General features: G+C 46.6%; 16 protein-coding genes. 12 read left to right on the top strand and 4 right to left on the bottom strand.

Annotation, left to right across the window (positions count from 1 at the left end; translation table 11 throughout):
- Window positions 1-67: 67 nt before the first annotated feature.
- Together NSQ46_RS30080 and NSQ46_RS30075 are read right to left on the bottom strand one after the other, a co-directional pair.
- Window positions 68-520, bottom strand: coding sequence for a HEAT repeat domain-containing protein (locus NSQ46_RS30080; protein ID WP_244152683.1), 453 nt, complete (start codon window positions 518-520; stop codon window positions 68-70).
- A gap of 45 nt (window positions 521-565) precedes the next feature.
- A complete protein-coding gene (locus NSQ46_RS30075) occupies window positions 566-739 on the bottom strand; it encodes a DUF3934 family protein (protein WP_083832603.1) in 174 nt (57 codons plus the stop codon).
- A gap of 269 nt (window positions 740-1,008) precedes the next feature.
- Between NSQ46_RS30075 and NSQ46_RS30070 the strand changes: the two genes are divergently transcribed.
- The 3 genes from NSQ46_RS30070 (at window position 1,009) to rlmH (ending at window position 3,658) form a co-directional block, all read left to right on the top strand.
- Window positions 1,009-1,587, top strand: coding sequence for a TetR/AcrR family transcriptional regulator (locus NSQ46_RS30070; protein ID WP_342575873.1), 579 nt, complete (start codon window positions 1,009-1,011; stop codon window positions 1,585-1,587).
- Between the two features lie 75 nt (window positions 1,588-1,662).
- On the top strand, window positions 1,663-2,787 hold the full coding sequence (locus tag NSQ46_RS30065) for a cytochrome P450 (protein ID WP_342575871.1): 1,125 nt from the start codon (window positions 1,663-1,665) through the stop codon (window positions 2,785-2,787).
- Window positions 2,788-3,178: 391 nt separating this feature from the next.
- Window positions 3,179-3,658, top strand: coding sequence for a 23S rRNA (pseudouridine(1915)-N(3))-methyltransferase RlmH (gene rlmH / locus NSQ46_RS30060; protein WP_251535889.1), 480 nt, complete (start codon window positions 3,179-3,181; stop codon window positions 3,656-3,658).
- Between the two features lie 110 nt (window positions 3,659-3,768).
- On the opposite strand, the gene NSQ46_RS30055 is transcribed toward rlmH, so the two are convergent.
- Both NSQ46_RS30055 and NSQ46_RS30050 read right to left on the bottom strand, forming a co-directional pair.
- Entirely contained in the window at window positions 3,769-4,641 is an 873-nt protein-coding gene (locus tag NSQ46_RS30055; RefSeq protein WP_340898244.1) for an SDR family oxidoreductase, read from the bottom strand.
- A gap of 96 nt (window positions 4,642-4,737) precedes the next feature.
- Entirely contained in the window at window positions 4,738-5,601 is an 864-nt protein-coding gene (locus tag NSQ46_RS30050) for a helix-turn-helix transcriptional regulator (protein ID WP_341342593.1), read from the bottom strand.
- Between the two features lie 244 nt (window positions 5,602-5,845).
- On the opposite strand from NSQ46_RS30050, the gene NSQ46_RS30045 reads away from it, so the two are divergent.
- From NSQ46_RS30045 to NSQ46_RS30005, 9 genes are all read left to right on the top strand, one after another.
- A complete protein-coding gene (locus NSQ46_RS30045) occupies window positions 5,846-6,643 on the top strand; it encodes an SDR family oxidoreductase (protein ID WP_341342592.1) in 798 nt (265 codons plus the stop codon).
- Window positions 6,644-7,161: 518 nt separating this feature from the next.
- Complete coding sequence (locus NSQ46_RS30040; protein ID WP_251535885.1) at window positions 7,162-7,740, top strand: sigma-70 family RNA polymerase sigma factor; 579 nt, start codon at window positions 7,162-7,164, stop codon at window positions 7,738-7,740.
- Entirely contained in the window at window positions 7,724-8,785 is a 1,062-nt protein-coding gene (locus NSQ46_RS30035; RefSeq protein ID WP_342575869.1) for a hypothetical protein, read from the top strand. Before NSQ46_RS30040 ends, NSQ46_RS30035 begins: the two co-directional genes overlap by 17 nt.
- A gap of 189 nt (window positions 8,786-8,974) precedes the next feature.
- Complete coding sequence (locus NSQ46_RS30030; protein ID WP_007129164.1) at window positions 8,975-10,048, top strand: hypothetical protein; 1,074 nt, start codon at window positions 8,975-8,977, stop codon at window positions 10,046-10,048.
- Between the two features lie 79 nt (window positions 10,049-10,127).
- Window positions 10,128-11,201 (top strand): hypothetical protein, encoded by a 1,074-nt coding sequence (locus NSQ46_RS30025; protein WP_007129163.1) that lies wholly within the window; start codon window positions 10,128-10,130, stop codon window positions 11,199-11,201.
- A gap of 286 nt (window positions 11,202-11,487) precedes the next feature.
- Window positions 11,488-12,183 carry a response regulator transcription factor gene (locus NSQ46_RS30020; RefSeq protein WP_040738336.1) on the top strand — a complete coding sequence of 232 codons (696 nt, stop codon included), beginning with the start codon at window positions 11,488-11,490 and terminating at the stop codon, window positions 12,181-12,183.
- Between the two features lie 88 nt (window positions 12,184-12,271).
- Window positions 12,272-13,720, top strand: coding sequence for a serine hydrolase domain-containing protein (locus NSQ46_RS30015; RefSeq protein WP_007129161.1), 1,449 nt, complete (start codon window positions 12,272-12,274; stop codon window positions 13,718-13,720).
- Window positions 13,720-14,643 (top strand): ABC transporter ATP-binding protein, encoded by a 924-nt coding sequence (locus NSQ46_RS30010; protein WP_342575866.1) that lies wholly within the window; start codon window positions 13,720-13,722, stop codon window positions 14,641-14,643. Before NSQ46_RS30015 ends, NSQ46_RS30010 begins: the two co-directional genes overlap by 1 nt.
- On the top strand, window positions 14,636-15,400 hold the full coding sequence (locus tag NSQ46_RS30005) for an ABC transporter permease (protein WP_251535883.1): 765 nt from the start codon (window positions 14,636-14,638) through the stop codon (window positions 15,398-15,400). Before NSQ46_RS30010 ends, NSQ46_RS30005 begins: the two co-directional genes overlap by 8 nt.
- The last annotated feature ends 10 nt before the right edge of the window (window positions 15,401-15,410 follow it).

Below are 15,410 nucleotides of genomic sequence, written 5' to 3'. Positions count from 1 at the left end.
GTGTTCAGTATAACATACCCGGAATTCTTATAAACATGGTAGACTTTCCGGAAGGCTGGTTACCCCGTTATCTTCTTAACAAGGAAGACCAGGTTTGTTCCAGCCAGCTGTCGAATTCGTCTCCTTTGTCACCCTCGTACGTATCATAGATATCAATTCTCATCTTTTTTAGCTTGTCTTTGAAGTCTTCATACTTGTGGTCACGGGGAAGGCTTTTTTTGATGCGCAGCAGCACCTTAGAAACGTCTTTCATCAGCTCGCCTTTACGTCTTTCGGGCATCTGCACGTCCTCGCCAAAGGCCCGGAGCTTATGATAGGCTGCTTCCCTTACCTGGTGAACCGCATCCGTATTCAGTCTATGCAGCAAAATATCGATGGATTTCTGATTTTTCCAATTTCCCAGCTCTTCAACGGCGTTTAACCGTTCTCTCCAATTGGCGTTCCGGTTAGCGGAGCTTTTCAGCTCTTCATAATTCGACGGCACGTCCGTCAAAACCTCTTGATTGTCCAATCCGTTCATCTCCTTCATAGGTGGTATCAGGGGGCTCCTAAAACCATATGTTCATTATGGGGTACCTTTATGCTTACTGGCGTCCGCTGCATTGTCCGCCTGCTTGGTCCCTTTACTGGTATAAGGTTTGGGTTTACTCTTGGCTCTTCTCGCGCTGGCATCCCATCGGCTCCAACCTTTCTTGCCTGTGCCTCGGCCTGTTCCGCCCTTGCCCTTGGATTTACTCAACCCATCACTCCGTTACGATATATTCTTGTCCCTATATGCTGATTCTTTACCAGCCCTGTTGAAATATACACTGTATTGGACCATATGTATAGGATAGAACGGAAATAAACCTAAGAATCGAAATATATATGGATGGAATCCAAGCATTGATATAGTCTAGGGACTTCTTCGGTTGACTAATTTTTCCCAGCATGCTATCTTATTTTTGAACTGACCAGTCAGAACAAGAGACGTTGAACTGAAATTTGTGTGAAAGGGCAGACCCCATTGTGAGCAAAGAAAAAATTATCCAAGCAGCCATAGAAGTATTCTCCGAGAACGGATACCACCGCGCAAGCATGGACGAGATTGCCGCCCGCGCTCAGGTTGCCAAGGGAACGCTGTACTACAACTTCCCGGGCAAATCCCAGCTCTTCAAGACGGTCGTCAAGCAGGGCTTCGAGGATATTATGCGGCGGACCGAGGCGGATCTGAATTCCTCGCTGCCGATCAAAGAGATGATTATGCGGACCATCCGTCATCATCTGGATCTGTTTCTGGAATCCCAGCATTTTTCCCATATCGTATTCAATGAGATCTCGAACGGCATTGAGCAGGATGTCCTGGAAGAGCTGAAGGAGCTGAAGCGGACGCATATCGGCTTTCTGGCGAAGATCATTGAGGATGGCAAGTGTGAAGAGAATCTGTTCCGCGATGTCGATGCCAACCTGGCTGCGGTCAGCATGATCGGCACATTGGAGAGCGTATGTAATTATTATTTGAATCATCAAGAAGCCTATACCCGCGAAGACCTGGAGCAGTTTGCGTTCACGGTCATTACCCAAGGCCTGTTTATATCGGTTGAATAAACTCGGCCTTCTTTTGTAAGCAGCTCTAACTGACCAGTCAGTTCAAATCTTGAAGCGAAGATGGAGGTTATCGGTATGGAATGGAATAAGAACGGTTTACTCCCGCTGGAATGGTTCCGCCAGATGCGAACGGAATCTCCGGTGGCTGCAATTGATGGTAGCGGAGCCTGGAACGTATTTAAATACGAGGATGTCAAAGCGGTCTTCACCAACTATGAGGTCTTCTCTTCCCAAGGCTCGCCTTCTTCGGAGGACCCGATCGAGTCCAGCCTGCTCCGGCAGGATCCGCCGAAGCACCGACAGCTTCGGAGACTGGTCTCCCATGCGTTTACGCCGCGGATGATCGAGTCGCTTGCTCCCAAGATCGAGGAGATCACGAAGTCCCTGCTGGATGAAGCGGAGAAGAAGGGGAAGATGGACATCGTGGCGGATTTAGCGAGTCCGCTCCCGATCGTCGTCATCGCCGAGATGCTAGGCGTATCGCTGGAATACCGGGAACGCTTCAAGGCTTGGTCAGATGCGTTGGTTGGCGATAATTACGAAGCGTATATCCAGTGCCAGCGCGAGATGAGCGAGTACTTCTCTGCCATCGCGGATGACCGGCGCCGCCATCCGCAGGATGACCTGATTACGAAGCTGGTGGAAGCCCGTATCGATAATGAGTCTCTGACCGAGCTTGAAATCATCGGCTTCTGCATCCTCCTGCTGGTCGCCGGCAATGAGACGACAACGAATTTGATCTCCTCTGCCGTTCTGGCCATCGATAGCTTGCCGGAGGTGCGGGCAGAGCTTCTCGCGGACCGATCGCTCATCCCGGGCGCACTGGAGGAAGTATTCCGTTATTTCTCGCCGGTACAGGTGATGTTCCGCCGCGTGAAGCAGGAGACGGAACTGGGCGGGAAGACGCTGAGGGAGAACGAGAATGTGTATATCTGGATGGCTTCCGCCAATCATGACGAGGCGGTGTTCGAGCGTCCGGACGTATTCAATATTCACCGAAATCCGAATCCGCATCTTGGACTCGGAAGCGGCATCCATTATTGCCTCGGCTCTCAGCTCGCGCGGATGGAGTCCCGCATTGCGATTGAGGCGCTGCTGAAGCGCTTCCCGGAGTATCGGCGCGACCGCTCGGCCCCGCTTTCCCGGATGGACAGTACGATGATGTTTGCGTTGAAAGAGCTGCCTGTCATTTTGCGCTGAGGGGACGGGGGAGGCTTCAAGTTAAAGCACAGCGGGAGAACTGGCTCAAGCATAAGGGGTTCTCGGAAGGACTGTATATGGAAGAGGGGGACCGGAGGCTGTGTATTCAAAATGGGGAGATCGTGTGTGTTCAAATGAAGTGTGCGGGGTAGTTCTGATGTTTACATCAGAAAAGCCGACTGCATCAGCTTCTTGTAACGACAATGAACAGCAACTGAAAATAACGATGGATGGGAGAGCCGCGGGTTGCGGTTCTTTTTCTTTTCATGCGTAGGTGGAAACGACAGGCTTCGTACGGGAGGGAGGTAAGACGGCGTCTTTCTTTCCGTGCAGAGGTTACAATGGTAGAATGAACGTCAGAACAGCAAAGATAAGGAGCGAAATCATCGCCATGAATATACAGATCGTATGCGTAGGCAAGCTGAAGGAGAAGTATCTGGTGCAGGGCATTGCGGAATACAGCAAGCGTCTTGCGCCATATGTGCGCCTGTCGGTGCACGAGGTGCCTGACGAGAAAGCGCCGGAAAACATGAGCGAGGCGGAGATGCGTCAAGTGCAGGAGAAGGAGGGTGCGGGCATTCTCGGCTACATCAAGCAGGACGCCCATGTGATCGCGCTCGCGATCGGCGGCCAGCTGTGGTCCAGCGAGGATCTGGCCGCCCATATCGACAAGCTGGGCACCTACGGTACCAGCACCGTTGCCTTCGTGATCGGCGGCTCGAACGGTCTCTCCGAGGCCGTGCTGAAACGCGCCCAAACGAAGCTCAGCTTCGGGCGTATGACCTTGCCTCACCAGCTGATGAGGCTGGTGTTGGTGGAGCAGATTTACCGGGCGGTGAAGATTAATCGGGGGGAACCATACCATAAGTGACGGCAAGTTATTAAATATGCCCCCCTTTAAGTAAGCAGGTTTAATAAATAAACAGGCTACTTGCAGAGGAGCATACCAGTTATCGTGGATGCCGAATTTTTTGGTGTCCTTTACAAGGGTTTTACCACATCATCTGAATCAGTGGAGTAAGCCAGCTCTTTCTGTGCTTCCAGAGCGGCCAGTCTGTCCAGCAGGGCTGCCCGGATTTGCTCATAGGCGTCACTGCCCAACGCCATACGTATCGGACCCTCTCCCTGGTCGACACGACGGATAATCTGCTGCGCCATTTTATCCGGATCGCCGACAACCATTTGATTGAACATGCTCATATCTATACCAGGCAGTTCTCCCTTCATTAGGCTGACGAATTGGCCCGCCTCCGTATCCCGGTATTCGTCCATCCGCTCGCCGAATACGGCGTTGCTTGTAATGAAATTCGTTCGGATTCCGCCGGGCTCCACCATAGTGGTCTTAATATTGAACGGAGCCACTTCCTTAGCTAGCGCTTCAAAGGCTCCTTCGACCGCCCATTTCGAAGAGCAATACAGTCCCATACCCGGAATAGAATAATGACCCGCCATACTCGAAATCTGTACCATGTGACCGCCGCCCTGCTTACGGAAAAAGGGCAGGATTGCACGCGCCACACGTAGGGAGCCAAGCACATTGGTCATAAACTGATGCTCAATTTGCCTGTCGCTTGCTTCTTCCACTGCGCCATACAAGCCATAGGCTGCATTATTGACAAACACGTCGATCGTGCCCAGTTCTAAAAATGCACGCTCCACCACTTCAGCAATTTGCTGAGAGTTTGTCAGATCTAAATTAGCCTGCCAAAGCCCAGAGCCATACTGTGCCTGCAGATCATCCAGCACCCCCGGCTTGCGTACCGTTGCGGCTACACGGTCCCCTCTATCCAGCAACCGGCGAGTTATACATGAACCCAAGCCTCCTGATGCTCCTGTAATAAACCAAGTCTGCATGCTAAACACCCTCCAATCGTTGTCATCCACCGAATTATACAAACAACTGGAGGGAGCTAGCCACAGCACGTCTATTCTATTAATGGGAGTAACAGTCTACGGTAGCTGCCTGTCCTGCTCAAGTAAACGCAATAATCTCTCTTCCGTACCTGAACCGGGCACCGGAACAAAGAAACACCAGTGCAGTCCCGGGTCATTATCGATTACAGCCGCGGAATGGAGCTCAAACTCCATCTCCTGTGCGTCAGGAACACGGAATAAAGCGGTGGCTACGCGTTTTTGTTTGATTTCATATAGTTCCCAGAAATGCACGAATTCCGGGCTTTCCCGCCTCAAGCGTTCGAATCGTTCCATATATAACGGGTTGTTCTTGTAAAGATCGAAGCCTGCCCGCAGAACAGCTACAGCGTAACGAGCAAAGCCTTCCCAATTCACCAGTCTGTTGCGGTAATCCGGCTTTAAAAACATAATCTCCATCATATTCCGTTCGTTTTTCGGCAAACTGCCGAAATCGGCTACGATCAGTTCTGCCGCTCGATTCCAGGCGATAATATCCGTACCTTCGTCTGTGATAAAAGAAGGATAATGCAGTTGATTTACGATTTTCTGCAGAACTCCCGTATCCGGCCCACCGTTATTTGGCACTGTGACGACGCTCGCCACATCTCCATTGGCCAGATCGAATAGATGCTTCTGCTCGTCTTCGTCAAGCTGAAGCGCTTTGCTGATACTTAGCAGCACTTCCGGCGAAGGATTAACCTCCTTGCCTTGCTCCAGCCAGGCATAGTAAGTCACGCTTATATTGGCAAGATAAGAGACTTCTTCTCTTCGAAGTCCCGGAGTACGTCTTCGTCCGGGCAGCGGCTGGATCCCTGCCTCTGAAGGCTGTAACCGTTCTCTGCGCGATTTAAGGAAGTCACCCAATGCGGATGGAGAATGATTCTTTTTCAAATGGGTCACCTCTATTTACTTATCTATTTACTCATAGGGTAGATGCAGATTGCTAGTACCAAATGGACCAAAAGAACGTTATATATGATTATTATAATCTCTGTTGAATGCCGTTTCTACAAAAGAGAACCATAACGAGTACAGAGGCTGTTAATCCCGCTAATAGTATAAACATGATGTGGTTGACTTCCCTCCACCGACAGTACAATGAAGATAATTTACGTCAGAGACGCTTAAATAGGAGGTTGGCTTCTTGAACAAATATATATATCGAAATAAGCTGGCAGTAGTCACTGGTGCTTCATCTGGAATCGGGAAAGCGTATGCCAAAGAACTGGCGGCACGAGGCTGTCATGTCGTTCTGGCAGCGCGCTCCAAGGACAAACTGGATGCAATGGCAAGGGAAATCAACCGCCAGTACGGCGTACAGGCTTATGCGCTCGCTTGCGATTTGTCCAAAGCGAATGCCCCGCGTCAGCTGGCCGAACAAATATTCGAACTGGGCTTGTCGGTCGATATTCTCATCAACAACGCAGGCGTTGGCACTTATGGCCGTTTCGAGGAAATAGACCCGGAGCGCGAGCAGGAGGAGATTCTGTTGAATACGGCTGCGTTAGTCGATCTTACGCATCGGCTGCTGCCCGATATGCTGAGGAGAAAGGATGGAGTCATCGTTAACGTAGCTTCGATGGCTGCGTTCATGCCTTGTGCATATTCTGCAGTTTATGGGGGTACCAAGGCATTTGTATTGTCCTTCTCTGAGGCGCTATGGGCGGAGGCGCGCGGGCGTGGTATTCGCGTGCTCGCACTATGCCCGGGTGCAACAGAGACGGGATTTTTCGATGCGGTCGGCAGCGAGGAGATGGGAGCAGGTCAGAAGCTCTCGACCCCTGAAAAGGTTGTACAGGCCGGATTTCGCGGAATTGACCAGGGGCGCAGCTATATCATCGATGGCCGTAGCAATTACTTTATGGCTCTAATGATCCGACTTTTCAGCAGGCGCAGGGTGGCTTTGATCATGGAACGTATGTCAAAACCAAAAAGGCACTGATAGCGGGATCCGGTTCTTGACTTAGAGTCTCGATGCACTTGAAGATCACCAACAGTAAATCATATAGATATCATTTAACAATAAAACTCTTCATGGAGACTGGTCTTTCCAAGAAGAGTTTTTCGCCGTTAGGCCTGTTAAGCTGTGAAGCCAAAGGGCGTTCGCTTACGAAACAATGCATTTAGTTCGCTAATTCCGCCGTCCCCCATTCGAATAGATCTCCTGCTCTTCCCGTGATGCAATGCATATGCATATGTTTTTCAATCGCCCTCCGTCATCGGTGACCTACTCGATCAGTCCGGCTGCAAGCAGTCCGTGAATAAGTGGATAAAGCCCCCCCTTGAATAACTTGCCGGCTTCGTACGTTACAATTGGAAAACAAGACTTTCCTAGCGTTTTATACCCGTAAATATTCTTTTTCATCATTTCAAGGTCGAAGATGTTATTATTTTTGATGCTGCTGTCACAAAAGGAGCTGCATTGGTGTTTTAAGAGTGTAGGCAGGAGGGGGTAAGTTTTTGGATAGTCATTACAGAGAGTATAAATCGAACTCAGAAGAAATTGAGATGCTGGTTGAAAGGACTAAGCTTGGTGATAAGGAAGCTTTCGCTTCAATTATTAAAAACTTTGAAAAACCAATGTATATCTATTGTTACCATATGCTCAAAAGCAAGGAAGAAGCCGAGGACGCTCTACAAGAAATATTTATTAAGGTGTATGAACAGATACATAAGTATCGTCCAAATATGAGTTTTTCGGCATGGCTGTACAAAATTGCCTACAATTACAGTCTGAATCAAATCAGGAGCAAAAAAAGGTGGTTTCGTTTTATAGATCGTTATAAATATGATCAGCCTGAAACCCCGACTCAGCAAATAGACAGTCAAACGACACTGAAGGATTATCTAAATTTACTGACTGCCGAAGAGAGACATATATTAGTTCTCCGGGCGATTCATCGATATAACTTCAACGAGATTAGTGAAATCATGAATATGAAACCGGCAACCGTGCGCAAAAAGTATGAACGCCTTCGCAAAAAACTGCAGACGAAGGAAGTTAATGAAGGAGGAACAGTGAATGCGTCGATCACCTAATCCATCTAAAATCGCAAGTATTCACCAAGTGGAGCAAATGATTCGGGATACGGAGACGCCAGAGTACAGCATGAGTCAACAGATTGTCGAAAAACTTGAATCCAAAAGCATGCCACCACAAAAACCGATCTTCACAAGAAGAGTGGGTGTCATCGCAGCGGCGTTGGTTGCTTTTTGTGTGTCTCTAACTCCTGTCATGGCTCAAGCCATAGAGCGGCTATCTTTGCTTGAATATATTAATCCGTTTGCCAAAGAAATGAAAAGTAGTCCAAATGAGAAGGTGGATACCATTTATTCACGAGATTTGGATGGGAATAAGAAATTTCATACGGGGATGATTCCCTTTGAGGACATTGAGGACCAGGAGTTTAAAAGCCAGCTGCAAAAGGTTTGGGATGAGATTTTCCCTCAAGGAGAAGGAATTAATGATGTGATTATGTACGAATATAAACCGAACACATTTCACATAGAGGCGCGAAACGACAATAATTCCATCGAATTTGACCAAGGTAAATGGTATTATGCGCAGCAAACGATTGAAGAGGAGCAGGTTCCAGATGCAACAAAGGATGCAGCGGACCAAGCTTTTCATAAAGTTGGGGATTTTAAAGAAAGTGAACGGTCAGTAAATCAAATGATCTTAAGACCCGATCAAAATCCGGTGTATAAGTTCGTGTATCGTACACACAAGGGTTCTATCCTCATTGATGTACAAAAAAATACGAATCAGATCACAAGGGTTGTAGCTTTTCCGCTGTCGGATCAACTTAATCGATTGGATGATAAAAATAAATATCATGACGTAGTTGAGAAAACAAAAGCAATTGAGCTGGACAAGATTCATGAGGAAGCAGTGAAGCAAGCCAAAGCATGGATGAATTTGGATTTGGCTGATTATAACGTATCCAAACTTGAATCACGGTTTGATACATTAACGTTCACAAAAGAGGGTTCTCCAGACGTGACTGCGTTGTTCACCTCTAAAGGAACGATCTATTCTATTAAAATTGAGCTAAAGCAGTTATCTAAAAAAGGTACGGACTAATCAGAAGGTGCAGGGATTATCTGGATTAAAATCTCAAGCGGCATTGCCTGGCAAGTTGAAGGTGCTGCTGCTCGGTCTAAGGCAGAGAGAGGGGGTGATGACTACTGTTCTTCTATAGATTCATTTTAACGTGACTGAAGCATTCCATTAAAAAGCTGTGGGTAATAAATTATAAAGGAGTTTATTCGTATGAACAAAAAGATAATTTTTCCTATCATCGGAGCAGCCTTGTTATCAGGAAGTCTGCTTGGATATGATACACCGATTCAAGCCAATTCGCATAACAACGAGAATGTGAACATTAAGCAAAATGCTAAATCTGAGCAAACGCTTATGCAAAAGGCCCAGGATAAGCTTAAAGAATTGACAGGAAATACGTATACGTTGATTCAAGGAACTGCTGCAAAAGAATCTATCCATTTAAAAAGAGAGAACTTCAAGGACGATATCATCGCCTATAAAGCTAACGGAAAGCTCGAAACGATCAGTATTAAAATCAATTATGAAGATTTAAACGGTGGAAAATATCAAACCAAACTGAAGGAATCGTGGGAAGCTTTGTTCCCAGGGGAAGAACCGAAGTATGTGAATATCTCAGAGTCAATCTACTATGTGGGCACCATCTCATCGAATGCTATGCAAAATAAGCAAATTTATATGCAAGAGAATGGCGAGGCTTATGGCGTAAATTATGCTCCTGACGATGCCCCGGCAAGCGTGCAGAAGGAGGCTGATCTTGTTCTGTCCAAGCTTACCGATGGAAAGGTCAAGCAGGGTGCTAGGTTGGATCGTATGTATGTCCTTGATGGCAAACCCAATGTGTATCAATATAAGTATAAATCAAAAACGATGAACGTGACCTTTGCCATTGAAGAACAAACTCTGGAACTGCTCCAAGCTGACGTAAATCATACCGATGGTAAAGGGGTAGACAGTTATGAAGAATTCCAGAAAAGAGAAAAAGAAAAAAGTGAAAAGATTAAGAAGTTGACGTTAGACACTTTGATGAAGAACGCAGTGAAAGACGCAAAAACGATGTTAAACCTGGATTTGAAAGGGTATAAGGCAGCAAGAGGAGCGAATGCATGGGATGAGAATTATATGACGTTCACCAAAGAAGGGGCTCCTTCAGTTACTGCTAGATATAATAAAGACGGATCGTTTAGCAGCTTTACCATTGATAAGTATAATCAGACAATCGATTTTTACGGAATGACCATCGCAGGTCCCCCAAATGAAGAACTCAAATTGTTGATTGACTGATATGTATGGAAAAGCAGCTTGGAGATGCACTTAAATTTCAGTATAACCATGAGGCAGCCAAAGAAAGGAATTCATCGATATGAACAAAAAGAAAATTTTCCCTATACTCGGGGTAGCCTTATTATCAGGAAGTTTGCTGGGATGCCAAACACCTGTTCAGGCAGATTCGCCCAACAAAGTAAATATCAATGCTTCACAGAATGTTAAGGCGGATCAGAAGCTTATGCAGCAGGCTCAGGATAAACTGAAAGAGCTAACAGGAAATACCTATAAGTTAATTCAGGGAACAGCCATGAAAGATTTGGTGAGTTTTAAAAGAGAGAATTTCAAATATGATGTTATTACTTATAAAAAGAATGGAAAGCTTGAAAGCATCAATATTAACGTCAACTATGAAGATTTAAATGGCGGAAAATATCAAACTGAGCTGGGGAAAACGTGGGAAGCTTTGTTCCCAGGGGAAGCACCAAAGTATGTGAGTATCTCAGAGTCAAACTACAGTGTGGGCGCGATCTCATCGAATGCCAAGCAAAATAAACAAGTTTATATGACAGAGAAGGAGCAGGCTCATGGTGTGAATTATGCTCCTGACGATGCCCCTGCAAGCGTGGAGAAGAAGGCTGCTCAGGTATTATCCAAGCTTACCAATGGAAAGGTCAAGCAGGGGGCTAAGTTGGATCGTGTGTTTGTCCGTGATGGCAAACCGAATGTGTATCAATATAAGTATAAATCCAAAACGATGAATGCGAGCTTTGCCATTGAAGAAAAAACGCTGGAACTGCTTCAAGCAGGCGTATATCAGAGTAATGGTAAAAGCATAGATAATTACAAAGAATTCCAAAAGAAAGAAAAAGAAAAAGATGCAAAGATCAAGAAGCTGACATTGGATACATTAATGAAGAATGCAGTGAAAGACGCAAAAACGATGTTAAATCTGGATTTGAAAGGATATAAGGGAGCAAGAGGAACAAATGCATGGGACAAGGATCAAATGACGTTCACCAAAAAAGGGGCTCCCACAGTCATTGCCACAGTGGATGCAGACGGATCGTTTAACGAATTTATAGTAGAGAAGTATGGTCAGCATCTCAGTTTCGACGGAAACACGATCGTAGGGCCTGCAAATGAGGGACCAAAATTATTAATCAACTAATTCTAAATGTGGAAATCTTGACGCGGTGATTTTATCAGGCAGCTTTCTCAAAATGAGTTCGGTACTGTACCGGGCTCATTTTTTATTTTTGGCTTCATCCAGCATTTGATTTGCGTATTCCATCTGTGATAAAAGATCTGGGTCATACCCTTGAATTTATGCCAATTTCCTATCCTTCATAAATTTAGTCATAAAAAAATGCACCTGCATTATTTCATCTTTGCCTGATTTTTCGATCCAATCTCTGGATTTCTATGAGAGAATATAGAATGATGGGGTGAATGAAATGAACGGAATAGTAAAGATATTGGTCGTAGAAGATGATAATGAAATAAATAAATTACTGTGCGAAATTATAGCCAATAGTGGTTATGTTCCGCAGCCGGCTTATTCCGGCACAGAGGCTTTGTTGTATTTGGCGAATAAGCAGGAGTGGAGCATGGTCCTGCTCGATCTGATGCTTCCCGGTCGAAGCGGCGAAGAAATCCTTGAACAGTTAGGACCGGATCGACAACTGCCGGTTATCATTATATCGGCCAAAGGGGAACAGCAGACAAAAGTCGCCGTTTTACGAATGGGAGCGGACGACTACATTACAAAACCATTTGATGTTGAAGAGGTATCGGCAAGAATCGACATCCATCTTGGCAGATATCGACGTGTCGCGCAGCCCGATCCGATCCGGCAATTGACGTACAAGGATATTCTGCTGAACATAGATACGAAGACGGTATCGGTCAACGGTTCCGATGTGATCCTGACCGCGAGGGAATTTGCGGTGCTTGAACTCTTAATGTCTTATCCCAAGAAAGTATATACGAAGCAGAATCTATTTGAAGCGGCGTGGGGAGACGCTTACTTGGGGGAGGACAATACGATTACCGTACATGTGAGCAATTTAAGAAAAAAATTGGCCCAGGCAAACCCGGAGGCCGAGTATATTGAGACGATCTGGGGAATGGGGTATCGACTGAAAGGATGAATTAATAGTTTCTTAATAGTTTATTTAATCTTCTATTAGGATTTGATGATTAGTATGATGTTCATCAGCTGAAATAGGAGAGTGTAACATGAGAAAATTTCTACTCATAGTAATAACAATAGCACTTCTGTCCCCGTTTTTTTATCTTCCTCAACCAACCCTTGCCGCTGCGCCTGTACTCGACAAGGAAACGGTAGACGACTATATTGAACGTTATTTGGGACGGAATGGACTGCCTGGTGCTTCGATTGTTATCGTTAAGGATGGCGAGATCATCCATGCGCAAGGCTATGGGCATGATTCCGAGGGCAGTCCCATAACGGAACACTCGTTAATGAGAATTGGTTCCGTGTCTAAAACATTTACCGCATTTGCAATACTGCAGCTCGTGGATGAAGGAGCCATTCAACTGGATGACCCGGTCATCCGCCATTTGCCTAAGCTGACGATGGATGATAACAGATTCGGACAAGTGACCATACGCCATCTGCTTAGCCATACATCCGGGATTCCCAACCCAACCATTGTGCCTAAGGCGGATACCTTGGAACAAGGCGTTAGTCGTCTTCACTCCTGGAAGCTTCAATCCAACCCCGGGGAGAGGCATTTCTATAGCAATGCGAACTATTGGATCTTGGCATGGCTGGTGGAGAACGTAAGCGGCATGGAGTTCGCTGCGTATCTTGACACAAAGGTGTTTTCCCCACTCGGTATGGACGACTCGCTCTCGCCTGTGAACTCTAGGGTTGCGATTCCAGGGTTGCCTCGCGGGCATGTGACGGCCTACGGTACAGCAATTCCAATATCAGAGATGGAGATCATGTTCAGTGGAGCAGGGGGAATCGTTACTACAGCAGCAGATATGGGAAAATGGCTCTCCATGCATACCGATGATGGGGTAAGCCCATCAGGAGTTAGACTATTGTCTTCATCCTTATTGGAGGAATCTTATTCCCCGCAGCCTGGTAGTGAGCATTACGGTCTAGGCTGGTCGCTTAGTTCTTCGGGTGTTGCGCCGCAACGAATACAGCATAGTGGAGCATTATCAAGCTATCAAGCTCAACAAAGCATCGTACTAAGCAGCGGTTATGCCATAGCTGTAATCCTTAACAGCTTCACAACGACCTTCGAGCATGCATACGAGATGAGCTCAGGGATTATTCAGCTGACCGAGGGACAAGCACCTGCGATAAAGGCACCTGTGCCTACCATCATTGATTTATCGCTTGGATTTCTTACTTTGTTGTATGCAAGCTTTGGGATCAGGGGAATCCTGCGCAGTAAAAAGTGGTCTGATCAGCGCCAGCACCATTCCGCTGTGCGTTACTATCTGCGGTTAATCCCTCAATTGATTCCTATTGCGGGAATAGGATGGTTAATGTTTGTTGTTCCGGAGCTGCAGGACAATAGCTCGACGACCTTGGATGTGTTTCGACTATGGCCGGCTTTGGCGATCCTGTTATCGATCATCTTCTTATGTGCAGTGTTCATGACGGGAAAGAGAATTTATTATCGGCTTAAAGGAGGCAGATCCTAGTGGGACAGACTGTTCTGGCAACCATCGATTTGACGAAGAAATACAAGGAACAGACCGCCCTGGAGCATGTCAACTTGGTCGTGGAAAAGGGAGATATATACGGCTTTATCGGGCAGAACGGAGCAGGAAAAAGTACGTTGCTGCGTATCGTGACTGCCATGGCCCGGCCAACGAGCGGATCTGTCCGTTTGTTTGGAGAAAGCAGCGAGGCGGGGTTGATTGAAGCCCGGAAGCGCGTAGGGGCGATTATTGAAAGCCCTGCGTTATATCCTGATATGACGGCCCGCGATAATCTTGAAGTCCATCGGCTGCTCCGGGGCATCCCGGGTAAGGCATGCATATCGACAGCGCTTGCCCTCGTCGGACTACAGGATACGGGGAAGAAGAAGGCGAAGAACTTCTCACTCGGCATGAAGCAGCGCTTGGGCTTGGCAATCGCCTTGCTGGGCGACCCGGAGCTGCTTATACTCGACGAACCGACGAATGGCCTTGACCCTGGAGGCATCGTGGAACTTAGAGAACTGGTCAAGGAGCTGAATCGCGAGTTGGAATTAACGATTCTGATCTCCAGCCATATTTTGAGCGAGCTTCATCAGATGGCAACGAAGTACGGCATTATCCATGAAGGCAGACTGTTGGAGCAAATGACCCATGAACAGTTAAATGAGAAGTGCAAGCAGCATCTACGCATCCGAGTTGATGATCCAAGCAAGGCCGCAACTGTTCTCGAGATGGAACTGGGCACCCAGGATTATGAAGTTTTGCAGGACGGTACGATCAAGCTTTACAGCCTCTATCATGATGTCAGAAGGGTATCTATGGCTTTGACAAGCAGCGGTCTGGTCATTGAATATTTTGCGCCAGACGGGGATGACTTGGAAAGCTATTTTACTAAACGGGTTGGGGGCGGATTCCATGATTAATTTATTGCGCATGGAGCTGTTCAAACTCGGCAAAAATAGGATGTTTTGGACACTAATGATCATTGTAACGGTTGTTTTTGCTCTCCTGCACGTTCTAATTACCATCGGATGGTGGAAGATGGATAATATGTTTATGGGCGCGGGTCTGGAAATGTTCTCTTCGCTTGCACTTGCTACAGCCCCATTCTACTTCATGCTATTCTTGTGTACATTTGCCGGATTTTTTGTGGCGAATGACTTTACAATAGGAGTCGTCAAGAACATTGTCATGAGCGGAAACCGCAGAAGTCATATCTTTTTAGCTAAGTTTATCGTCTTGGCACTCGGTTCCATGGTTCTAGCGGGTGTATGTCCGTTCATTGTAATCATAGGCGGGAAGGTATTGTTCGGATTTGGAGAAATGACAGACCCGTCGGCCTTGGGCTATTTGGCAAGAGCAGTAGGCTTGTTCCTCATTCATATGCTGGCCCTAGTTGCCTTATTGATGCTGATCGCGGTGCTTGCGGAAGATAGCGGGAAAACCATTATTATTTCCATCGTAATTGCATTGTTCATCTCCGTAGCAGAAGTTCTAAGACCGTTGCCAGGAGTTCTGGAAGCGATGTATCGCTATTCGATATTCCATCATCTTATCGACTCCTTCCGAATCCGGATGACATACGCCGATGTGATCCAGTCTTTGTCGGTTGGATTCAGCAGCCTTCTAATTTTGGTGTTCTTCGGGATTCTGGTGTTTAAGAGGAAAGAGATTAAATAATAAAGATAGT

The sequence above is a fragment of the Paenibacillus sp. FSL M8-0142 genome, from assembly GCF_038597315.1.
In the GTDB taxonomy this organism is placed as follows: domain Bacteria; phylum Bacillota; class Bacilli; order Paenibacillales; family Paenibacillaceae; genus Paenibacillus_AQ; species Paenibacillus_AQ lactis.
The sequence above is the reverse complement of the archived record's forward strand: the minus strand, read 5'-3'. Positions and strand labels throughout refer to the sequence as shown.

Coding starts and splice junctions, on each gene's coding strand:
- NSQ46_RS30080 (WP_244152683.1), bottom strand. CDS start 520: ATGAACGGATTGGACAATCAAGAGGTTTTGACGGACGTGCCGTCGAAT.
- NSQ46_RS30065 (WP_342575871.1), top strand. CDS start 1,663: ATGGAATGGAATAAGAACGGTTTACTCCCGCTGGAATGGTTCCGCCAG.
- rlmH (WP_251535889.1), top strand. CDS start 3,179: ATGAATATACAGATCGTATGCGTAGGCAAGCTGAAGGAGAAGTATCTG.
- NSQ46_RS30055 (WP_340898244.1), bottom strand. CDS start 4,641: ATGCAGACTTGGTTTATTACAGGAGCATCAGGAGGCTTGGGTTCATGT.
- NSQ46_RS30035 (WP_342575869.1), top strand. CDS start 7,724: ATGCGTCGATCACCTAATCCATCTAAAATCGCAAGTATTCACCAAGTG.
- NSQ46_RS30030 (WP_007129164.1), top strand. CDS start 8,975: ATGAACAAAAAGATAATTTTTCCTATCATCGGAGCAGCCTTGTTATCA.
- NSQ46_RS30025 (WP_007129163.1), top strand. CDS start 10,128: ATGAACAAAAAGAAAATTTTCCCTATACTCGGGGTAGCCTTATTATCA.
- NSQ46_RS30020 (WP_040738336.1), top strand. CDS start 11,488: ATGAACGGAATAGTAAAGATATTGGTCGTAGAAGATGATAATGAAATA.
- NSQ46_RS30015 (WP_007129161.1), top strand. CDS start 12,272: ATGAGAAAATTTCTACTCATAGTAATAACAATAGCACTTCTGTCCCCG.
- NSQ46_RS30005 (WP_251535883.1), top strand. CDS start 14,636: ATGATTAATTTATTGCGCATGGAGCTGTTCAAACTCGGCAAAAATAGG.